The sequence below is a fragment of the Stenotrophomonas sp. PI_27 genome, assembly GCF_027854495.1.
Taxonomy (GTDB): Bacteria; Pseudomonadota; Gammaproteobacteria; order Xanthomonadales; family Xanthomonadaceae; genus Stenotrophomonas; species Stenotrophomonas pavanii.
The window spans coordinates 13,668-34,717 of record NZ_JAJNOF010000008.1 but is presented as its reverse complement, the minus strand read 5'-3'; the positions used below and the strand labels follow the sequence as shown (position 1 = coordinate 34,717).

13 protein-coding genes are annotated in these 21,050 nt (G+C 66.1%); 11 read left to right on the top strand and 2 right to left on the bottom strand.

The features are described 5' to 3' along the window. Positions 1–3: 3 nt before the first annotated feature. From recG to LRM18_RS11895, 11 genes are all read left to right on the top strand, one after another. The gene (gene recG, locus LRM18_RS11945; RefSeq protein ID WP_270954697.1) at positions 4–2,115 is read left to right on the top strand and encodes an ATP-dependent DNA helicase RecG; all 2,112 of its coding nucleotides are present in this window, start codon (positions 4–6) and stop codon (positions 2,113–2,115) included. Positions 2,116–2,442: 327 nt separating this feature from the next. Further along, positions 2,443–3,381 (top strand): nucleoside hydrolase, encoded by a 939-nt coding sequence (locus tag LRM18_RS11940; RefSeq protein WP_049465719.1) that lies wholly within the window; start codon positions 2,443–2,445, stop codon positions 3,379–3,381. A gap of 88 nt (positions 3,382–3,469) precedes the next feature. Further along, a complete protein-coding gene (locus LRM18_RS11935) occupies positions 3,470–3,712 on the top strand; it encodes a type B 50S ribosomal protein L31 (protein WP_005410871.1) in 243 nt (80 codons plus the stop codon). Between the two features lie 296 nt (positions 3,713–4,008). Then, positions 4,009–5,286: a citrate synthase gene (locus tag LRM18_RS11930; RefSeq protein WP_053461289.1), complete on the top strand. Its 1,278-nt coding sequence runs from the start codon at positions 4,009–4,011 to the stop codon at positions 5,284–5,286. A gap of 205 nt (positions 5,287–5,491) precedes the next feature. Further along, positions 5,492–6,556, top strand: a complete 1,065-nt coding sequence (locus LRM18_RS11925; protein ID WP_164082829.1) for a hypothetical protein — start codon at positions 5,492–5,494, stop codon at positions 6,554–6,556. 460 nt (positions 6,557–7,016) lie between these two features. Then, complete coding sequence (locus tag LRM18_RS11920) at positions 7,017–7,514, top strand: CS1 type fimbrial major subunit (RefSeq protein WP_049465713.1); 498 nt, start codon at positions 7,017–7,019, stop codon at positions 7,512–7,514. Between the two features lie 60 nt (positions 7,515–7,574). Further along, a complete protein-coding gene (locus LRM18_RS11915; RefSeq protein ID WP_270954696.1) occupies positions 7,575–10,301 on the top strand; it encodes a TcfC E-set like domain-containing protein in 2,727 nt (908 codons plus the stop codon). After that, the gene (locus LRM18_RS11910; RefSeq protein WP_270954695.1) at positions 10,298–11,431 is read left to right on the top strand and encodes a CfaE/CblD family pilus tip adhesin; all 1,134 of its coding nucleotides are present in this window, start codon (positions 10,298–10,300) and stop codon (positions 11,429–11,431) included. Before LRM18_RS11915 ends, LRM18_RS11910 begins: the two co-directional genes overlap by 4 nt. A gap of 18 nt (positions 11,432–11,449) precedes the next feature. After that, on the top strand, positions 11,450–12,160 hold the full coding sequence (locus tag LRM18_RS11905; protein ID WP_270954694.1) for a pilus assembly protein: 711 nt from the start codon (positions 11,450–11,452) through the stop codon (positions 12,158–12,160). A 62-nt stretch (positions 12,161–12,222) separates the two neighbouring features. Then, positions 12,223–16,665, top strand: coding sequence for an ESPR-type extended signal peptide-containing protein (locus LRM18_RS11900; RefSeq protein WP_270954693.1), 4,443 nt, complete (start codon positions 12,223–12,225; stop codon positions 16,663–16,665). A 69-nt stretch (positions 16,666–16,734) separates the two neighbouring features. Further along, positions 16,735–17,478 (top strand): hypothetical protein, encoded by a 744-nt coding sequence (locus LRM18_RS11895; RefSeq protein ID WP_154331123.1) that lies wholly within the window; start codon positions 16,735–16,737, stop codon positions 17,476–17,478. A gap of 115 nt (positions 17,479–17,593) precedes the next feature. Here the strand turns inward: LRM18_RS11895 and LRM18_RS11890 are convergent, their stop codons facing one another. Next, positions 17,594–18,238 (bottom strand): hypothetical protein, encoded by a 645-nt coding sequence (locus LRM18_RS11890; RefSeq protein WP_049465702.1) that lies wholly within the window; start codon positions 18,236–18,238, stop codon positions 17,594–17,596. Positions 18,239–18,421: 183 nt separating this feature from the next. Further along, positions 18,422–20,845, bottom strand: coding sequence for a penicillin-binding protein 1A (locus LRM18_RS11885; RefSeq protein ID WP_053461282.1), 2,424 nt, complete (start codon positions 20,843–20,845; stop codon positions 18,422–18,424). Between the last annotated feature and the right edge of the window lie 205 nt (positions 20,846–21,050).

Below are 21,050 nucleotides of genomic sequence, written 5' to 3'. Positions count from 1 at the left end.
CACGTGGCACGCAAGGCGGCGGTCACTCCGGTCCTGTCACCGTCCGGCGAAGCATCCCTGGCGATGCTCGCCGGCGTCGGTCCGGCCGTGGCCGCCAAACTGCAGGCGCGTGGCCTGGGCACCCTGCAGGATCTCTGGCTTCACCTGCCCCTGCGCTATGAAGACCGGACCCGGCTGACCCGCATCGAAGACCTGCGCAACGGCGTGCCGGCCCAGGTGGAAGGGCGGGTGGTCGCGGTAGAGCGCGGCATGCGCTACCGGCCGATGCTGAAAGTGGCGGTGGAAGACGAAGGGCAGGGCACCCTGGTGCTGCGCTTCTTCCATTTCCGCCAACAGCAGGTCGGCCAGTTCGCGGTCGGCAACCGGCTGCGCTGCTTCGGCACGCCCAAGCCCGGCCACCTCGGCCTGGAGATCGTCCATCCCAGTTACCAGGTGCTGGGGCGCAACGACGATCCTGAACTCGGCGACCGCCTCGACCCGGTGTACCCCACCGTCGAAGGCGTCGGCCCGATGACCATGCGCAAGCTGATCGGCCAAGCGCTGGACCGCCTGCCCGAGGAAAGCGCGCTGGAACTGTTGCCCGGCGGCTGGCTCGATGGCCTCGGCCTGCCGTCGCTGCGCAGCGCGCTGTTGACCGTGCACCGGCCACCACCGGATGCCGACCTGGCCGCGCTGGCCGCCGGCACGCACCCGGCGCAGCGCCGCCTGGCGATGGAAGAACTGCTGGCCCACCACCTCAGCCTGCGTCGCCAGCGCATTGCACTGCAGGCACACCACGCGCCGCCGCTGGCGGGCCCCGGCAAGCTGGCCAAGGCACTGCTGAAGCAGCTGCCGTTCGCCCTGACCGGTGCGCAGGCGCGCGTGTTCAAGCAGATCCGCGAAGACCTCGCGCGCCCCAGCCCGATGCTGCGCCTGGTGCAGGGCGATGTGGGTTCCGGCAAGACCGTGGTCGCTGCGCTGGCCGCGATGCTGGCGGTGGAGCAGGGCAAGCAGGTTGCGTTGGCCGCACCTACCGAACTGCTGGCCGAGCAGCACCTCAACAACCTGCGCGGCTGGCTGGAACCGCTGGGCGTGCGCATCGCCTGGCTGGCCGGCAAGGTCACCGGCAAGGCGCGCGCCAAGGTGATGGCGCAGGTCGCCAGCGGCGAAGCGCAGGTGGTGGTGGGCACCCACGCGCTGATGCAGGAGGCGGTGGTGTTCCAGGATCTGGCCTTGGCCATCGTCGACGAGCAGCACCGTTTCGGCGTGCACCAGCGCTTGGCGCTGCGCGACAAGGGCGCGGGAGGCAACAGCGTGCCGCACCAGCTGGTGATGACCGCCACGCCGATTCCGCGCACGCTGGCGATGTCCGAATACGCGGACCTGGATGTGTCGGCCATCGATGAGCTGCCGCCGGGCCGCACGCCGGTACAGACCGTCGCCCTCAACAATGACCGCCGCCCGGAGCTGATCGAGCGCATCGCGCTGGCCTGCCAGGAAGGGCGGCAGGTCTACTGGGTGTGCACGCTGATCGAGGAAAGCGAAGAGCTGGATGCCACTCCGGCGCAGGCCACCTACGAATCGCTGCAGGCACTGCTGCCCGGCGTGCGCGTGGGGCTGGTGCACGGGCGGCTGAAAGCGGCCGAGAAGCTGGCGACGATGGTGGCCTTCAAGGCCGGCGAGATCGACCTGCTGGTCGCGACCACGGTCATCGAAGTGGGCGTGGATGTGCCGAATGCCTCGTTGATGGTGATCGAGAACGCCGAGCGCCTCGGCCTGGCCCAGCTGCACCAGCTGCGCGGCCGCGTCGGCCGTGGTTCGGCGGTGTCGCGCTGCGTGCTGCTGTACCAGGCTCCGCTTTCGCAGATGGCGCGCGAGCGCCTGCAGACCATGCGCGAAACCAACGATGGATTCGTCATCGCCGAGAAGGATCTGGAACTGCGCGGCCCCGGCGAGCTGCTGGGCACCCGCCAGACCGGACTGGCCGGTTTCCGCATCGCCGACCTGGCCCGCGACGCCGGGCTGCTGCCCGGCGTGCACGCACTGGCCGAGCGCCTGCTGGAGCAGCAGCCTGCACTGGCCGATCGGGTGGTGCAGCGATGGATCGGCACCGCCGTGCGCTACGCCTCGGCGTAAGCACCCTGGGGTCAGAGCTCTTTGCGCAGCAATGGCCTCTGACCCCATTTCCGGCACGCTCATCCACGCACGGCGTGGATCTACTGTAGAGCCGAGCCCACGCTCGGCTGCTGTGCGCGCTGTGCGCGGGAGTCGAGCATGGCTCGACTCTACAGAGAGCTCTTCCCCGCCATCCGCGGGGAAACCCGTTTTTGACGTTGCTGTTGAAGTTGCCGGCCAGCGGCCGGCACTACTGCGGTTGCAGGGCGCAGCCCTGCCGCCCCCCCCCATACTTGCAACGGTCATCATCCCGGTCCACACTTCGTTGCCGATCTGAAGACGGCAACGATGACCCACAAGATCCCCCTGTTGATCGACACCGATCCCGGTGTGGACGACGCCCTGGCCCTGCTGATGGCCTTTGCCGATGAACGGCATGACGTGGTCGCCCTGACCATCGCCGCCGGCAATGTCGGCCTGCAGTACACGGTCCGCAACGCCCTCAAGCTCTGCGACATCGTCGGCCGCACCGACGTGCCGGTGTTTGCCGGCAGCCCGGATCCGCTGCTGCATCCTTCCGTTGATGCTGCCCACGTGCATGGCCGTGATGGCTATGGCGACGTGGACCTGCCGCCGCCCAGCCGCCAGGCCGAAGCCGAGCACGCCGCACTGGCGATCCTGCGCCTGTCACACGTGCATGCCGGCGAACTGATGCTGGTGATGCTGGGCCCGCTGACCAACCTGGCACTGGCGCTGAAGCTGGACCCGACCCTGCCCCAGCGCATCAAGCGCATCGTGGTGATGGGCGGCGCGGTCACCTGCCACGGCAACATCACTCCGGCGGCCGAATTCAACATCGCCTTCGATCCGGAAGCTGCGCACGTGGTGTTCACCGCGTTCAAGCACCTGCTGGTGTCGGACTGGGAGGCCACTGTTGCCCACGGCCTGCCGTTGGAAGAAGCCGAGAAATGGCTGCAGGCCGATTCCGATCGCGCCCGCTTCTACGAGCTGATCTCGCGCAAGACCCGTGGCCTGTCCGAGGACAGCAAGGGCGGGCGCTGGTACACCGCCGACGCGGTGGCCATGGCCTGGGCACTGAACCCGGAAGGGCAGCTGCGGGTCGAGTCGCGTCCGCTGAACGTGGAGCTGAATGGCACGTTCAGCCGCGGCGCCACCATCGTCGACTGGAACCGCCAGACCGGCCAGCCGGACAACTGCGATCTGCTGATGGCCTACGACCAGGGGCGTTTCGAGGCCCTGGTGCGCCAGGCCCTGGGCGCGGACTGACGTCCGTTGCCCGGCACCGGTTGCCCCGAGCGGCAACCGGTGCTTATAATGCCGCTCTTGACCACCAGCCCATTTACGGTGTGAGCCCATGAAGGCCGATATCCATCCGAACTACCGCGACGTCGTCTTCCATGACGTCACCTCCGATTTCAAGATCCTGACCCGCTCCACCATGGCGACGAAGGAAACCATCCAGTGGGAAGACGGCAACGAATACCCGCTGGTCAAGGTTGAAATTTCCTCGGCTTCGCACCCGTTCTACACGGGCAAGCACAAGGTCATCGACACCTCGGGCCGTATCGACAAGTTCCAGAAGCGCTACGCGCGCTGATCTGTCGATCCAGCTTCGAACCGACGGCCGCGCTCTGCGCGGCCGTTTGTTTTTCCCCAACGCCAACCCAACGGGCGTTTGGATGGACAGAACACTGCGTTCGTGTGACAACGCTTTTGCCGATCCGGGCCGCTTGCTGGCCGGGTTCTGGCCGCCTGCCGTCTACGACTTCTGTCTAGCGCCGGGCAAATGCTGCTGTGCGATAATGGCATGATCCCCGGCACAGGCCGAGGACGTCATTCACGTGCCTGACCAATGCGCTTGGGCAGGCGCCTTCCCATGAAGGAGCGCACACAGTGTCCGATCTTGATCAGGTCACGCTCAACGCCGGCGATAAGTCCGTCGTTCTGCCCGTCATCAAACCCACCCTTGGCAACGACTGCGTCGACATCGCGAAGCTGACCAAGGAAACGGGGTTCTTCACCTACGATTCCGGCTTCACCGCGACGGCCAGCTGCAAGTCCGCCATCACTTACATCGACGGCGACAAGGGCGTGCTGCTGTATCGCGGCTACCCGATCGAGCAGCTGTCGGAAAAGTCGAGCTACGTCGAAGTGGCCTACCTGCTGATCAACGGCGAGCGCCCGAGCGCCGAGCAGCTGAAGGCCTTCACCGATGAGCTGACTGCCGAAGCCAATGTCGACGACTCGATCAACACCCTGATCGGCAGCTTCGCCAAGGACGCCCACCCGATGGCCATCCTGGCTGCTGCGATCGCGCAGCTGTCGGCCATCTACCACGACTCGCTGGACCTGTCCGACGCCGAACAGCGCCGCCAGGCCGCCGTGCGCCTGATCGCCAAGGTGCCGACCCTGTCGGCGCTGATCTACCGCCATGGCAAGGGCCTGCCGGCCAACAAGCCGGACACCTCGCTGGACTACGTCAGCCGCTTCCTGAAGCAGACCTTCGAGTCGGCTGACGGCCAGTACGATTTGAACCCGGACGTGGTCAAGGCGCTGGACCTGCTGTTCATCCTGCACGCCGACCACGAGCAGAACGCCTCGACCTCGACCGTGCGCCTGGTCGGTTCGACCGGTGCCAACCCGTATGCGTCGGTTGCCGCGGGTGTCACCGCGCTGTGGGGTCCGGCCCACGGTGGTGCCAACGAAGCCGTGCTGAAGATGCTGGAAGAGATCGGCACCGCCGACAACGTCGAGTCCGCCGTGGTCAAGGCCAAGGACAAGACCTCCGGCTTCCGCCTGATGGGCTTCGGCCACCGCGTCTACAAGAACTTCGATCCGCGCGCCAAGGTCATCGGCGAGATGACCAGCAAGGTGCTCAAGCAGCTGGGCGTGCAGGATCCGCTGCTGGACGTGGCCGTGAAGCTGGAACAGGCTGCGCTGCAGGACGAGTACTTCGTCGCGCGCAAGCTGTACCCGAACGTCGATTTCTACAGCGGCATCATCTACAAGGCGCTGCAGATCCCGACCGAAATGTTTACCGTCATGTTCGCCCTCGGCCGTACCTCCGGCTGGGTGTCGCATTGGCTGGAACAGCAGGTTGATCCGGAAATGAAGATCGGCCGTCCGCGCCAGGTCTACACCGGCAGCGACGTGCGCGACTACCAGGGCTGATCGCCCCGCGTAGGTTGTGCCGGAAGCGCCCCGCATCTGCGGGGCGTTTTTTTTTGCCGCCGCGCGGGTGGGTGCCAACCTGGGCTGGCACGCTCTCCACTGCGACAAGAGCGCGTGATTCAAGGGTCTCGCCAGCTTCACAAGCGCTCGCGCAGCCTCAGGGCGCCCGCTGCATCCGCAGCCCCTGATCCGGAGCATCCACTGCATGAGTACCCGATTCGATCCACCCGAGCGCGGCCCGCTCGGCCCCGAGGTGACCACCGTCGTCGCTGCCCCCATTGTTCCGCCCGCCAGCGAAAGTGCGGTGTCGTGGGGGGCAATCTTCGCTGGCGCCGCCGCCGCCGCTGCACTCTCCCTCATCCTGTTGATCCTTGGCGTGGGCCTGGGGCTGTCGTCGGTGTCGCCCTGGTCGTTCGAAGGCGTCAGCAAGGAAACCTTCGGCTGGTCCAGCATCGCCTGGCTCACCTTCACTGCATTGGCCGCCTCCGGCCTCGGGGGTTATCTGGCGGGTCGCCTGCGTACCAAGTGGACGCAGATCCACGGCGACGAAACCTACTTCCGCGACACCGCGCACGGCTTCGTGTCGTGGGCGGTGGCCACGCTGCTGACCGCGGGCCTGCTGACGTCGGCCATCGGTGGCGTGCTGGGTGCGGGGGCAAAGGTGGCCGGCGCCACCGCCGGGGCCGCTGCGTCCACGGTCGGCGTGGCTGCAGCCGGTGCCAGCGGCGCTGCGACGGCTGCACCGGAAGGTGACCTCGACTATTGGGTGGATTCGCTGTTCCGCAGCACGGCCCACGCAGGGCCGGCCGATCCTGCAGCGCCGCCGCCGGGCGCGCCGATGGACCCGAATGCCGCGCCGCCGCCGGCACCGGGCGCCGGTCCACGCGACGCGCGCATCGCCCCGCCGCCGCGACCGCTGCCGGGCAACGGTCCGATCGGCGACCGCCGCGAAGTGCGCGCCGAAGTGAACCGCATCATCGTCAACAGCCTGCACGGGGAGGGCCTGGATCCGGCCGATACCCAGTACCTGTCACAGCTGATCGCGCGCGAGACCGGGATGAGCCCGGCTGAAGCGCAGGCCCGGGTGACCGATGTGCAGACGCGCATGCGTGCAGCGCTGGAGAAGGCCAAGAACACCGCCAAGCAGGCTGCCGACGATGCGCGGAAGGCGACCGCCTACGCCGCGTTGTGGCTGTTCATCACGCTGCTGATCGGCGCGTTCTTTGCCAGCCTCAGCGCCACCTGGGGCGGCCGCCGCCGCGACCTGTAATTCCACCCTTCCATGCAAGGAGAACTGCCATGAAGATGATTCTGCTCTGGTTGCTGGGCGTGCCGATTCCGCTGCTGATCCTGTACGCGATCTTCTTCTGATCGCGCACCACCGCGCCGTGTCATCAGGCCGCCGAAAGGCGGCCTGATGCCATCCAGCAGATCCACGCCCTGCGTGGATGCCCACGGTAGAGTCGAGCCATGCTCGACTCTACAAATGCCATGCAATGAGGTTTCTTGCATTCAATCACTGAGGAAAGTTGCATAACTCTCAAACGTTGAGCACTTTCAAGAATTCTCCTTAACGTTCAACGTTTTAGGAATGCTTGAATGGCCTGCATGGCAATGGATTCCTAACATTCTCTCCGTCGCCCGCACCCATCCCCGCGGGCGGCGCTTCCCTCCCTTTTCTCCTTGGGGAGGGGAGCTTTCATATTCCCCCTTGTCCGAGAGAGACAACCATGCACGCCATTATCAAGAAGGCCGCGCTCGCTGCAGCGTTGGCTACTGCTTCGCTGTCCGCGCACGCGCTGGAAACCAAGATCACCGTCTACGCCGACGTCGACCCGACGCTGGCGCTGCTGCGCGATGACGGCACCCCGCTGCCGGACACCGTGCAGCTGACCCACGATCCGCTGCGCGGCTTGCTGCCGTCGACGCAGCAGGTGCGCATCCACTCCAATGACGAAACCGCGGACATCGAGGTGCGCCTCGGCCACGATCCGGTCCTGATCAATGGCGCCACGCGCGTGCCGCTGGCCGTCAGCCTGAATACCGACGCGCTGACCACTGCGGTCACCGAATTCAAGGCGGCTGACCTGTTCAACGGCGCCAGCTCGACCCCGGGTGCGTCCATCTCGATGCCGCTGACCATCGCCCAGGCCGGTACCGGCGGCCCGCTTACGGTCAACGGCCGTTACGAAGGCATGGTCTACATCGTCATGAACCAGAAGCCCTGATCCACGGCTTCCCGCGCCGGCCCGCACTCCGGGCCGGCCGCTACTGCAGCGGTACCCCCAATGACCCCACACGCCCCCGCCGTTACCCGGCTGGCGGTCGCGCTCGCCCTGGCACTGGCTGCTCCCCTGGCCGCAGCCCGCGGCGTCCCCGCCGGCTTTGAGGATCTGGTTGAAGGCCAGACCGAACAACTCGACATCCAGCTGTTCGGCCGCTCGGCCGGACTGTCGCCGGTGCGCGTGACCTTGGAGCACGTGCAGCTGGAAGAGCCGGCGCGCGTGCTCCAGGCTCTGGACCTGCCGGCCGAAGCACAGGCGGCGCTGTTGCCGGCGTTGTCGCAGCCGCTGCCGCGCAACAGCCACTTGGCGTGCCGCTTTGGCGGCGCCACGGCGGGTTGTGGCTACCTCGATCCACCCGAAGACCCCACTGCGGCGCGCGCGCTGTACGACGAAGGCGAGGGCGCGGTGCGCCTGTTCGTGGCGCGGCAGTGGATTCCCGGAGAGCCGGCCGCCGAGCGTTACCACACGGTCACGGCCAACGCCGAAAACGCCTTCCTGCACCAGCAGACGCTCAACGTCAGCGGCGGCCGCGACCATCAGGCGCTGTCCGCGCGCGGCGTAGGCACGCTGGGACTGTTTGATCGCGCTCACCTGTCCGCCGACTGGTACTACACCCAGCAACGCTACCGCAGCCGAAGCGACGACGACTTCCAGTTCGTCAACGTCTATTACCGCCATGACCTGGGCCAAGCGCACTACCTGCAGGCCGGGCGCATGGACCGCCGCAACCTGTCCAGCCCGCAGGGCGGCACCTTCAGCTTCAGCATGCTGCCGCTGGACCGTTTCCAGGGCGCACGCGTGGGCACCACCCAGGCCTATGTGGACACCGATGCCGCCGTGCAGGCCACGCCGCTGACGGTGCTGCTGGCGCGCGACGCACGCGTCGATGTGTTCGATGGCGAGCGGCTGCTGCAGACGTTCTACCTGCAGGCGGGCATCAACCAGATCGACACCCGCAATTTTCCGTTCGGCAACTACTTGGTGCGCATGCGCATCTACGAGGACGGTGTGCTGGTGCGCACCGAGGAGGCGCCGTTCGACAAGGGCGGCGACTGGACCAACAGCCAGTGGCAGTGGTTCGTGCAGGGCGGCCGCCGCAACGAGCGCCGCAGCGACCGCTTCGATGGCGAACGCGTGGCGATGGCCGGCCTGCGCGTGCCGCTGGGCCGCGACGCCGCGCTTACCGCCGGTGTCGCCAACCTCGGCGGACACAGCTACGGTGAGCTGCGCCTGGACCTGCGCCACGTGCTGGCCACCCATGAGATGCGCGCCACGCTCAGCGGCATGCGGGGCAGCGACGGCAGCAACGGCCAGCAGCACCAGCTGTCGTACCGGCGCAAGGCGTCGTGGAATCTCTACCAGCAGCGCATGCGCGGCAAGGCCTGCCAGTTCGAGGCCGATGCACGCGACCAGCTGGGCTGCACCAACTCACTCAGCGGCTCGATGTCGCTGCCGGTGGCCGGTGGCAATGTCTACGTGGGCTATACGCGGCGCCAGACCTGGCGCACCGGCTGGCATCAGCCCGGATTCGAGCAGGACCCGTTCTTCGGCCTGGAGCCATTGCTGCCGCCGGGCCCGCTGGAGCCGCGCCGCGAGCCGGTGCTGAGCCGCACCTGGCAGGCCAGTTTCAGCCGCAGCCATCGCTGGCAGGACTTCAGCGTGTCCACGCGCGTGGGCCTCTGGCAACAGCGCAGCGCTGACAGCGTGCGCGGCAGCAACGAGCGTGACCGTGGCATCTACTTCAACCTCAGCCTGACCCGCCTGCAGCGCAACCATGACAGCAGTGGCCAGCGCCGCTACGCCGTGGATGTACGCCAGCCCCAGCATCAGCGCCCGGCCATCGATTACAGCGTGGGCCAGAGCCTGCGCCAGGAGCGGGATACGCACTATCGCGAGCTGAATACCGAACTGCGTGCCAACAACAATGACCGCTACAGCGCCTCGCTGAGTGGCCAGCTGCAGAACGGCATCGGCAACACCACCGCCAGCATCGCGCATTATCAGCAGCGCGGGCGTGGCGAGACCGGCTACAGCGGCAGCCACAGCTCGGGCTTCGCACTGGGCCGCCGCGGTTTCTACTGGAGCGGTGCCAACGGCGCCGAGGCCGGCCTGGCCGTGCAGGTGGACGGTTTCGACGATGCCGACCTGCATGGCGTGGCCGCAGAACTGCAGGTGGGCGGGTTGCGCCGACAGCGTCTGCAGATCGGCGAGCGCCGGCTGCTGCCGCTGTCGTCGTACCAGTCGCATCGCGCCGAAGTACAGGACGCCAGCACGCTGGACAGCATTGCCGCGATCCGCGTGACCGGTGTGGGCGGTGCACGGCCGATGTTCCTCACGCCCGGCAAGCTGATGCGCTTGCCGGTGCCGATCGAAGTGACCTACACCTTCATCGGCAATGCCAAGGACCTGGCGGGGTCGCCGCTGGGCGGCGCCCGCATCCTCAACGCGCCGGTGCCAAGCACCAGCGCCAACGGCAGCTTCGTTGCCGACTTCCCGCGTCGCGAAACAACGCTGTACCTGCTGCAGGACGACCGCCTGCTGCATTGCCCGTTGCAGGTGCGCGAGCGCCGCCAGGTGGTGCTGCTGGTCGGCGCCGTGCATTGCGAGCCGCTGGCCGTGGCCCAGCTGCCGCCCGAGATCCGCCAGCAGGCCCGCGTGACCCGCCTGCTGCAGGAACGCGCGTTGATTGCCGCCACGCCCCAGACCGCTGCTGCAGGAGGTACGCGATGAGCCGGCGTTGGTTGTTTGTGTTGATGCTGGTATGTGCGCTGGTGCTGGTGATGCCACGGGCGTGGGCGCAGTGGCCGCCCGAGACGCATCCGACGGACCAGAGCCGGGACATCGTGATGAGCTGGGATCGCTCGGCGGTGCCGGGTGATGTGGAGCTGTGGGCGCCGCGGACGGTGCTGGGGTTCAGTCACGACCTCGCGTTCAAGTATGGGCAGATCCATGTGGTTTGTGGGTCTGCTTCTGATAGTGAGTTTGGGCGGTGCCCGGCGGAAAGTGAGCCGCGAATGTCAGTGGGAACAACTGAGATAGCGTTGCGCCTCGTTGATCTGAGGACTGGCCTGCGTACGGAAGTTCGTGCGGTAGGAAGCTTGCTGCGAGTTATGTCGGGTCCTCGCTGCAATATCGATTATTGGGACAGTCAGAAGCGCATTCTGAATGAAGCGTTCTGGTACGAATGTGTATCGGACGAACCGATCGGCACGGGTGCTGCGCTGACTATTCCAGCATCTGAGCTTGCCAAGCTCGTAGCTGGCCGCTGGCAGGCCACGATGCGCCTGAACATCAAAGCCGATCCAACCGCGGCACCCGTCGCCACCGCCACATTCAACTTCGATTTCACCGTCACCGACTACGACGCGATCTCGATCTACTTCCCCGGCTTCGACGGCATTGCGCCGCTGGTCAACATGGACCTGCGCTACGACCCCATCCGCAAGGTGGTCGGCGGCTACAAGGAAGTGGACATGTGCCTGTACGACGGGGTGGGCTCGCAGAGCGAGTTCCTCGGCGTCACCGTGCGCGACAGCGGTCCACGACCACCACCAGGCCGTGACTACGCGGTCTGGCACGGGGACGGTGGCAGCGATGACACCCAGCGCCTCGACTACCAGGTCGGCCTGAAGTACGGCGGAAACCTGCTGGCCATGAAACACGGCGAGGAACAGCTGCTGCGCGGCATCGACAGCGCGCAGCTGCGCCTGGTGATGCTGCCAGGCATCAATCAACCCGTGTACTGCGTGCCCACGCCGCTGGTACTGGAAACGCCGCCTACGCCCATCGCCAGCAAGCGGCCCGGTCTGTACGACGGCGAGCTGACGGTAGAGCTGCGCGTGCCGACCGCCAAACCCTGATCCCCACGGAGCCTCATCATGAAGAAGCTGCTGTTCTGTCTGTTGCCGTTGAGCGCGCTGCTGGCCCCACCGGCGGCACATGCCAACCTCTCCATCCATCCGATGCGCGCGGCCGTCGATACCAAACGCGGTACGCAGATCCGCGTCTACTCGCACTCCACCCAGCCGCAGTACGTGCAGGCGCGCCTGCTGCGTATCGCGAATCCGGCGCAGGCTGGTGAGGAAGAGATCGAAGTCGAGGCGGCCGATGCCGCGGTTGCCATCACGCCTGGAAAGTTCGCCCTCAGTGGTGGTGGCAATCGCCTGATCCGGGTCATCCCGCTGCAGACGGTCGAGAAAGAGGTGGCCTACCGGGTCTACTTCGAGAGCGTCAGGGGCCCGGATGGAACGCTTCTCGAAGGCGACGAGCAGGCGGCGCAGGCCAACGTCGGCGTCAGCCTGGTCTGGGGCGCGTTGGTGAACGTGTTGCCCACCAACGGCAGTGTGGATCTGCAGTTTCAAGGCGACACCCTGCGCAATGTAGGGACATTGCGCGTGGGAATCACGGGGCTGGCCGAGTGCAGTGCCAGCGGCGCCTGCACGTCCCACGACTTTGCCAAAAGCCTGTACCCCGACGCGGAGCTGAAGCTGCCGTTCCAGCCTCAACCGGGTAGCACTCTGCAGCTGCACTACCGCCTGTCCAAGGACGGCTACCGCGAACACACAACCACCCTGGCGCCGAGCGCCTGAACGTTCTGGCCCTGCGTCATCTGCAGGGCCTCACTTTCGATGTCCTGTTAAGGAGAGAGAGCATGAACCACATCTATCGTCGTATCTGGAGTGCCGCCAAGCGTTGCTGGGTGGTTGGAAGTGAGTTGACCAAGCGCGGGCCGGCCGCGCGACGCTCGGTCAGCGTGGCGGCGAGCGCCGCAGTGCTGGCGCTGTCCGCAAATGCCATGGCGGTCGAAGGTGCCGAGAAGGAGAGTCCAGGCGAGGAGACTGAAACGATCTGGAATGAGCAGGAATATTCCAGACGTTCGGGCATGCCCAAGAATCTCTTTACGATGACTGGCGGACTGAATGCTGGGCTCTCGTTGACGTCGATTGCTCCGCAGTCCACGCATTACCAAATGGCGATTGTGAACGATGTGGCCTATCGGGATTCCACAGCGACTGGTGATGACACGGTCGTAGTGGGTTCGCGCTCCGCCATCTCGGGCAGACGATCAGTTGGTTACGGCAACGGCATCCGTTCAACGGGTGAGCACAACGTTGCGATCGGCACGAACGTAAAGATCGAGCATTGGTACTCCACCGCGGTGGGTGACGGCGCGTATGCGGGCGGTGGCTGGGGTGCCACGGCCTACGGCAATGATTCACGAGCCGACGGCGGAAATGCGATTGCCATTGGTAGCGGCTCGCGGGCGTCTACCGGAGGTGGTATCGGCGCAATCGCGTTGGGAGGCGATGCCCGTGCCGGCACCAGCGGCTATTCGGGAGCCATCGCTGTAGGCAACAAGTCCAATGCGTCCTATGACGCGATGGCGATTGGTTATGAGTCACGCGCTTCCGTGTCGGGATCGGTGGCATTGGGTACGCGGTCGGTCGCCAACGAGACCGACACCGTATCGGTGGGAAGCAGCACGCTCAAGCGGCGCGTGATGAATGTGAAGGATGCTCGATTGACTGGCTCCAGTTCCGACGCGGTCACCGGCAGTCAGCTGTACTGGGCCAAGCAAGACATCAGCAGGGCGCAGACTGCGGCAGATACAGCCAAGACAAACGCAAGCACGGCGCAGAGCACGGCGAACACGGCCAAGAGCACGGCTGAGAACGCGATGTCGGCAGCCAACGCGGCAGGCTACCTGACCGCCAGCGGCTCGACTGTGACGTCCTCGCAGCGTGCCCAGGCATCGGGAACGGGTGCGCTTGCCTCAGGCCTGAACGCGCTTGCCAGTGGCTCGGGCGCGAGCGCGCATGGATACAACGCCAAGGCCAATGCAATCGGCTCGATTGCCATCGGCTCCGGCGCGAAGATCGAGGCGAGCTCCTCCAACTACGGCATCGCCATCGGCGCCTCGGCGAGCACCGGCCCGACCGCGTACCAGGTTGCGATCGGCTACCAGGCATCTGCTGCAGGGGGGGCGAGCTCCATGGCGCTGGGTGCATCCACCAAGGCCAATCATTCGCGTTCAGTCGCCTTGGGCGTGCTTTCGGTTACGACCGCCAATGATCAGGTATCGATCGGCAGTGACTCGTTGAAGCGGACGATCAGCGGGATGAAGGATGGGTTGCTGAGCGCCACCAGCACCGAGGGCGTCACTGGCAAGCAGCTGTTTGAAACCAATGCCCAGGTGGGCGAGGTGGAGCGCACGGCGAAGGCGGCGCAGACGGCGGCCTCTACGGCAAAGGATGAAGCCGGCAAGGCGTTGACCGCAACGACGGTGCTGGGTGGCCTTGTGGGGCAGGTGTCTGCCACAGGCAATGTCCGCCTGGGCGAGGAGAACAGCGGCACGGTGCTGGATGTGCGAAATAGCGCGAATGCGAACCGGACGATCAGAGGCTTGAAGGATGGGCTGTTGAGCGCCACCAGCACCGAGGGCGTCACCGGCAAGCAGCTGTTTGAAACCAATGCCCAGGTGGGCGAGGTGGACCGCACGGCGAAGGCGGCGCAGACGGCAGCCGATACTGCAATGGACGATGCTGGCACGGCGTTGACCGCCGCGACGACGCTGGGTGGTCTTGTAGGGCAGGTTTCCACCACGGGCAACGTCCGCCTGGGTGAGAAGAACAGCGGCACAGTGCTGGATATGCGTAACAGCGCTGGCGCCAATCGCAAGGTCAGCGGGGTTGCGGATGCGGTCTTGAGCACCAGTAGCGCTGAAGCAGTGTCTGGGAAGCAACTGTACTCAACCAATTCACGTGTCTCAGATCTTGAGGGTGTCGCGCAGTATGTGAGTATCGGGTCAGCGCCCTTCAGTGAGCGTGCAGAAGCGGGTGTAGCAGGCGTTGCGGTGGGAAATTCAGCAAAGACTGAACTGGAGGGAGGGACTGCGGTAGGCACATTTGCGGAGGCGATGGGAAAGAACTCCACCGCAATTGGTAGAGCGGCGACTGTCTCTGTTGATTCCGAGAATGGCTTCGCAATGGGAGTCGGTGCACAGGTCGGTGGAGGCGCGGGCGGCGCGAATGAAGGTGTCGCGATTGGTGCTGGCGCAAGAGTTGGAAGCGGGGCTCACGGCTCGCTGGCACTTGGAAATGGCTCTCAAGCAGTTGAAGAAGGAGTCGCGTCGTTTGGGGGTATTGGCGTTCAGCGCCGTCTTGTAAACATCGCCCGTGGTACCGCTGACCACAATGCCATCACTGTCTCCCAGCTCAAGGACTCCCTCGACCCCCTCGGCGGCGGAGCAGGCATGGATGCCAACGGCAACATCATCGCTCCTACTTATTCAGTGCAGAGCGGGACGCAGAACACCGTCGAGGATGCGCTGATGGCACTCGATGGTGCCGTCATCACCGCAGGCCGCCGCGCGGACAAGGTGGAAGGCCAGCTGGGTTCGATCTTCCAGGATTCACCTTCGATCCGCGCCGACGGCATGAACCAGATCACGCTGAATGGCGTGAATGGCATGGTGCTGACCAATCTGGCTGACGGTCGAGTGGCGCCAGGAAGCCGTGATGCCGTAACGGGCAGTCAGTTGTACGCCGCCGAGCAGAAGATTTCGCAGAATCGGAAGGATCTGGAGACGATGCGCAAGGAGCGAGAGGTGGGCGCGCAGACAATGCGTGGATTGGATGCGAGCGGCCCGATCGATTTCGGCGGTGTGCGCTTGACCGGCGTGGCCGAGGGCAAGCTGTCGGCTGACAGTTCGGACGTTGTGCGCGGAAGTCAGCTCTATGAGACCAACAGTCGGGTTTCGGCCATGGAAGGAATCAGCCAGTACGTTAGTGTGGGTACGGCTCCTGAGCATGGCAGTGCTCAGGCTGGTCCGGTTGGTCTCGCAATTGGAAACTTGGCAAAGACGGGCATTGAGGGTGGCACGGCAATTGGAACGTTCGCCGAGGCAATGGGCAAAAACTCAATTGCCATTGGACGGGCGTCCACTGTCTACCATGGTTCAGAGTCCAGCTTTGCCGTCGGAACTGGAGCTGAGGTTGGTAGGGCCGGCGAGCCTGGTGCAATCGGAGCCATAGCGTTTGGTGCTGGTTCGAGAGTCGAACCCGGGGCCCATGGTTCTATAGCGCTCGGAACCAGCTCTTATGCAGCCGAGGCGGGGGTTGCGTCATTTGGCGGTGTTGGCATCAAGCGCCGCCTCGTAAACATCGCCAACGGCACCGCCAACCACAACGCCGCCACCGTCGGCCAGCTGCGCGGCGCACTCTCCGTCCTCGGCGGCGAAGTCGATGCCAACGGCAACATCGTCGGTCCCAGCTTCAATGTCCAAGGCCAGTCCCAATCCACCCTCAACGGCGCATTGGAAGCGCTCGATGGTGCAGTCGTCAGCACCACCTCGCGCGTAAACCACGTCGAATCCCAGCTCCGTTCCGTCTTCCAGGACACCCCCTCGGTCCGCGCAGACGGCACCCACCAGCTCACCCTGGCCGGTGCCAACGGCATGGTCATCTCCAACGTGGCCAACGGTCTGATCGCGGCCGGCAGCCGTGATGCGGTCAACGGTGGCCAGCTGCACTCGATGCAGCAGCAGCTCAATGGCCGCATGGATGGGCTGGAGCAGCGCATCGACGATCAGCCGCAGGCCCGCGCCATGGCGGCTGCGTCCACGCCGTCGCCTTCCACTGAAGAGATCGCGCCGACACCGGAGACCAGTGGCTCGCCGCAGATCGCCTCGACCGGTGAGGGTGACAAGCCGATGCCGCAGCCAAAGTCGAAGCAGGACGACACGCCCAAGCCACAGGTCGACACCGCTGATCTGGAAAAGATGCTGGCCCGTGCCAACGAGTACACCGACGGTGCGATCAGCACTTTCGAGCGTCGCCTGGACAAGATGGACAAGCGCTTCAATCGCATGGCGGCGATGAGCAGCGCGCAGAGCGCGATGGCGATGAACACCGCCGGCCTGGCCACGTACAACCGTCTGGGTGCGGGCGTGGGTTACAGCGAGGGCGAGTCGGCGATGGCGGTGGGCTACCAGCGCGTGCTCAACGAGAAGGGCTCGGCCACTTTCAGTCTCAATGGTGCGTTCACCAACAGTGGCGAACGCAGCATGGGCGTCGGCGTGGGCATCGGCTGGTAAGCGATGACGCTCCGGCGTGACGCGCGTATTCCGCCCCGCCGCGCCGGGGCCCTTGCCGAGGAAATGGCCATGTACCGTTGGGTAAGCCGATTCATCAGCTATCGCACGTTCTATCTGTGGCGGGCGCGGTATTACTACTACACCCGCAACCTGGATCGCTGGGTGCTGTTCACCCTGCTGTGCCTGTCAGGCATCGCGCTGGTGTTCTGGTACCACTGGCGGTTGACGAGCGTGCCGCCGCCGCGGGTGCATCCAGAGGCGGCCGCGCTGCGCGTGGAGAACATCACCCAGGAAGCGATCCATCGCATCGTGCTGGTCCGCCATGGTGGCCCGACGCCGGGCGAGCCGTTCACCACGCCGGAAGACGTCCGCGCCGGTACGCTGCGCACGCTGCGGGTGCGGCAGTTGCTGGACAGTGCGATGGTGTGGCAGCTGAAAGCCCATATGCTGGCCGACATGGCGGCGTACATCGATGCCACGGACAGCTGCTTCCCCTTCCCGTGCTGGCTGGTCAGCCATCGGCTGGAGCTCATGCGTGCGGCGGAGGCGGAGAACGCGGCCATCAACCGCGCGCTCGAGCCGGTGCTGGAGATCCCGTTGGACAGGATGCCCAACCTCGACGGCGGCGAGCGTGCGCGGCTGCAGACGGCATGGTCGGATCCTTTCGGCGATGTCTACAACCAGACCTGGCTGCTGGGGGACCTGCAGAACATGCACGCGCGCATGATGGTGGCGTACCCGCAGCGCGCGGGTGCGCCGTGGCTGGCGCGCCTGCTGTCCGGCGACGCGGAGGAACCGTACCGGGGCTGGTAGACCGGCAGGGCGTGTGCAGCGCCGGGCCATGCCCGGCCGCGCTTGGGTCAGACATCCGGAGGGCTGAGGCACCGTGCGGACCAACGGTCCGCACCCTCCAGAACCAGCGCAGCCGTTACCCGCCGATGTACGCGGTGATCTCCGCCTCGGCCAGCATCTGCCGCAGCTGCGATACCGACGCACGCCGCATCGGCTTCTCGTCCACCGGCGACAGCGGCGCCTGGCGCAGCGCGTCGTAGGGCAGCACCGCCAGGTCAAAGGTCAGCTCCTCGGCACTGAACACCCACACCGGCACGTCCAGGCTCCGTTCGCGGTCCATCCGCAGCCGGCGCGTCCGCGATTCGGCGGGGATGCCGTGCTCGTCGAGGAAGCGGTGCACGGCTTCCGGGTCGTCGCTGTGCAGGTGCAGCTGCACGGGACTGTTGGCGTCGGCGGTGCCATCCAGCACCGGGCCAGCCAGGCGCGGTGCAAACCCGTGCAGGAACTCCAGCGCCCGCATCGCGGCCTCGCGGCGGCGCTGCAGTTCGTTGCCGTGCTGGGGGCCGGCGAACAGCCGCTGGTATTCGCGCAGGGCGTCTTCGATCTCGGTGTTGCGGGGCAGGGAGGCATCGTCGTGGATGCCGAGCCGGCTGGCGGCCTTCAACTTCGCCTGGTGGTAGTCGCGGATGCCGCCTTCGGCCATCAGGCGGGCGGCTTCGTGGGCGAGGCGGTGGCGCCGCTCGCGGGTCTGGCTGGCAGCATGCTGACGGGCGCGATGCATGCGATGACTCCTGTTGCGACCTGACGACAGACTAGCGCACGGATGTGACATCCGCGTGGGTATGGCGGATGCAACCGCTCTGGTAGGTGCCGACCGTTGGTCGGCACGAGGCGCCAACCAAGGTTGGCCTCTACCAGAGCCGCATCGGTGCCAACCCATGGTTGGCACCCACCAAACCGTTCCTCAGAAGATATCGAACGCGGCGGCGTCGGCCTGCGGCGTATTGAGGTTCAGGTCGTAGTCGGTCAGACGGTCCATGTCTTCCACCTTCACCCACTCGGTCGCGCCGTTGAGGGTGGCCTGGACCATGCCGCTGGGCGGCTCGTTCTGCGCGATCGGGGTGTCCTTCAGCGCGGTGCGCATGTAGTCGATCCAGATCGGCAGCGCCGCCTTGCCACCGTACTCGCGGTAGCCCAGCGAGCGGAAGTCGTCGCGGCCCACCCACACGGTGGTCACGTACGGGCCGCCGAAGCCGGAGAACCAGGCGTCGCGGTGGTCGTTGGTGGAGCCGGTCTTGCCGCCCACGTCCTCGCGGCCGAGCACCTTGGCCTGCACGCCGGTGCCGCGCTGGACCACGTCGCGCATCATCGACACCAGCTGGTAGGCGGTACGGGCGTCGATCGCGCGCGGGGCGGTACGGGCATCGGGGTTGGCCGGCGCGGCCGGGGTTTCGGTCTTGGCTTCGGCCTTGGCTGCAGCGGCCGGGTCCACCTTCGGGGCCGGGGCGCCGAAGTTGAAGCCGTCCACCACCTGGTTGACCGGCTGGTCGCTGCTGCCGGCGCAGTCGCGGCAGGCCAGCGCCGGGTTTTCCTTGAACACCAGGTTGCCGTCGCGGTCATTGACCTGGTCGATCAGCCAGGTATCCACGCGCGAGCCGCCATTGGCGAACACGGCGTAGCCACGGGCCACCGACAGCGGGGTCAACGAGGCGGTACCCAGCGACATCGACAGGTTCGGCGGCAGCTCCGATTCGGCAAAGCCAAACTCGCTGATGTACTTGCGCGCGTAGTCCACGCCCATGCCGTCGAGCAGGCGCACCGAGACCAGGTTGCGCGACTGCACCAGCGCCTCACGCAGGCGCATCGGGCCGCGGAAGCCGCCGCCGTCGTTCTGCGGGGCCCAGGTCTTGCCGCGGCGGTCGCGGAACACGACGGGGGCGTCGAGCACGATCGAGGCCGGGTTGTAGCCCTTGTCGAAGGCGGCCGCATACACGAACGGCTTGAAGCTCGAACCCGGCTGGCGGCGCGCCTGGGTGGCGCGGTTGAACTTGTTGCCGGAGAAGCTGAAACCGCCCACCAGCGCTTTCAGCGCACCGCTGTGGGCATCCAGCGAGACCAGCGCGGACTGGCCGCGCGGGATCTGGTCCAGCAGCCACTCGCCCTCCTTGGCCCCGGCGCGCACGCGCACGATGTCACCGCGCTGCACCAGCTTGCCCGGGGTCTTGTTGGTCCACTTGGCGGCACCGGCCGGCAGCACGATCTCGGTGCGGTTGGCCAGCACCACCGTAGCGCTGCCATCGGCGCCAGTACTGGCGACGATCGCCGGCAACAGGCCGGCCTGGCCGTACATGCCGCGCAGGTGCTCGGCCAGGGCGGCGGCATCGTCGCCGGCGCCCAGCTGCACCTGCTTTTCCACGCCGTGCCAGCCGTGGCGGTGGTCATACAGCAGCAGGCCGTCGCGCACGGCCAGGTTGGCCGCGGTCTGCAGGGTGGAATCGATCGTGGTGGTGACGTGGTAACCCTTGTTGACCACGTCGCCGCCGAAGCGGGCGATCATTTCCTGGCGCACCAGCTCGGCCACGTACGGGGCATCGACCTGCACCGGCGGCTCATGCGCGGTGGCGTGCATCGGCACGGCCTTGGCCGCGTCGGCCTCGGCCTGGCTGACGAACTTCAGGTCGGCCATGCGCTGCAGCACGTAGTTGTCACGGCGCTGGCGGGCACGTTCCGGGTTGGAGATCGGATTGCCCGACGAGGGGAACTTGGGGATGCCGGCCAGCGAGGCCATCTCGTCCAGGTCCAGCTCGTTCAGCTTCTTGCCGTAGTAGAACTCGGCGGCGGCGGCCACGCCGTAGGCGCGGTTGCCGAAGAAACTCTTGTTCAGGTACAGCTCGAAGATCTCGTCCTTGCTCAGCTCGGACTCGATCTTGCGCGCCAGCAGGATCTCGGCCAGCTTGCGGGTGTAGCTGTACTCGGAACTGAGGAAGAACTGGCGGGCAACCTGCTGGGTGATGGTGGACCCGCCCGGCACGCGCTTGTCGTTGGTGGTGGCCAGCAGCCATACCGCGCGGCCGATGCCCATGTAGTCCACGCCGCCGTGCTCGTAGAAGCGGGCGTCCTCGGTGGCCAGGAAGGCCTGCTTCAGCTTCTCCGGTACGTCCTTCATGGTGATCGGGGTACGCCGGGTCTCGCCGAACACCGCCATCAGCTTGCCGTCGGCAGCATAGACGTACATCGGCTCCTGCATTTCCACGTCGCGCAGGGTCTGCACGTCGGGAAGCTTGGAGGAAACGGCATAGTACAGACCGCCCACGGCGGCCGCGCCGATCAGCGCCAGGACCAGGACAATCAGGAAGATCCAGCGCAGCCAGCGGCGGAGTCGAGTCATCGGGTTCAGATTCCGATTGCGAATTTCGTGGTCGCAGAGTATAGATTACGCAAGGTGGCGGCTGGGGTCGGCACCGGGGAGCGCAAGGGGAACAGTCAGGGGCTGCATGGTGAATCCGTGAAGGAATTCACAGCAGGGCCGTTGCCATTTGCTAAGAATACGTTATTAATGCTTGGGCGCAGGTCTTGCGTCCAAGTGCCCGTCG

Bases quoted from the DNA above. Each gene is read 5' to 3' on its own strand.
- LRM18_RS11895 (WP_154331123.1), top strand. From the start codon at position 16,735: ATGTACCGTTGGGTAAGCCGATTCATCAGCTATCGCACGTTCTATCTG.
- LRM18_RS11905 (WP_270954694.1), top strand. From the start codon at position 11,450: ATGAAGAAGCTGCTGTTCTGTCTGTTGCCGTTGAGCGCGCTGCTGGCC.
- LRM18_RS11885 (WP_053461282.1), bottom strand. From the start codon at position 20,845: ATGACTCGACTCCGCCGCTGGCTGCGCTGGATCTTCCTGATTGTCCTG.
- LRM18_RS11935 (WP_005410871.1), top strand. From the start codon at position 3,470: ATGAAGGCCGATATCCATCCGAACTACCGCGACGTCGTCTTCCATGAC.
- LRM18_RS11915 (WP_270954696.1), top strand. From the start codon at position 7,575: ATGACCCCACACGCCCCCGCCGTTACCCGGCTGGCGGTCGCGCTCGCC.
- LRM18_RS11940 (WP_049465719.1), top strand. From the start codon at position 2,443: ATGACCCACAAGATCCCCCTGTTGATCGACACCGATCCCGGTGTGGAC.
- LRM18_RS11910 (WP_270954695.1), top strand. From the start codon at position 10,298: ATGAGCCGGCGTTGGTTGTTTGTGTTGATGCTGGTATGTGCGCTGGTG.
- LRM18_RS11925 (WP_164082829.1), top strand. From the start codon at position 5,492: ATGAGTACCCGATTCGATCCACCCGAGCGCGGCCCGCTCGGCCCCGAG.
- LRM18_RS11900 (WP_270954693.1), top strand. From the start codon at position 12,223: ATGAACCACATCTATCGTCGTATCTGGAGTGCCGCCAAGCGTTGCTGG.
- LRM18_RS11920 (WP_049465713.1), top strand. From the start codon at position 7,017: ATGCACGCCATTATCAAGAAGGCCGCGCTCGCTGCAGCGTTGGCTACT.
- LRM18_RS11890 (WP_049465702.1), bottom strand. From the start codon at position 18,238: ATGCATCGCGCCCGTCAGCATGCTGCCAGCCAGACCCGCGAGCGGCGC.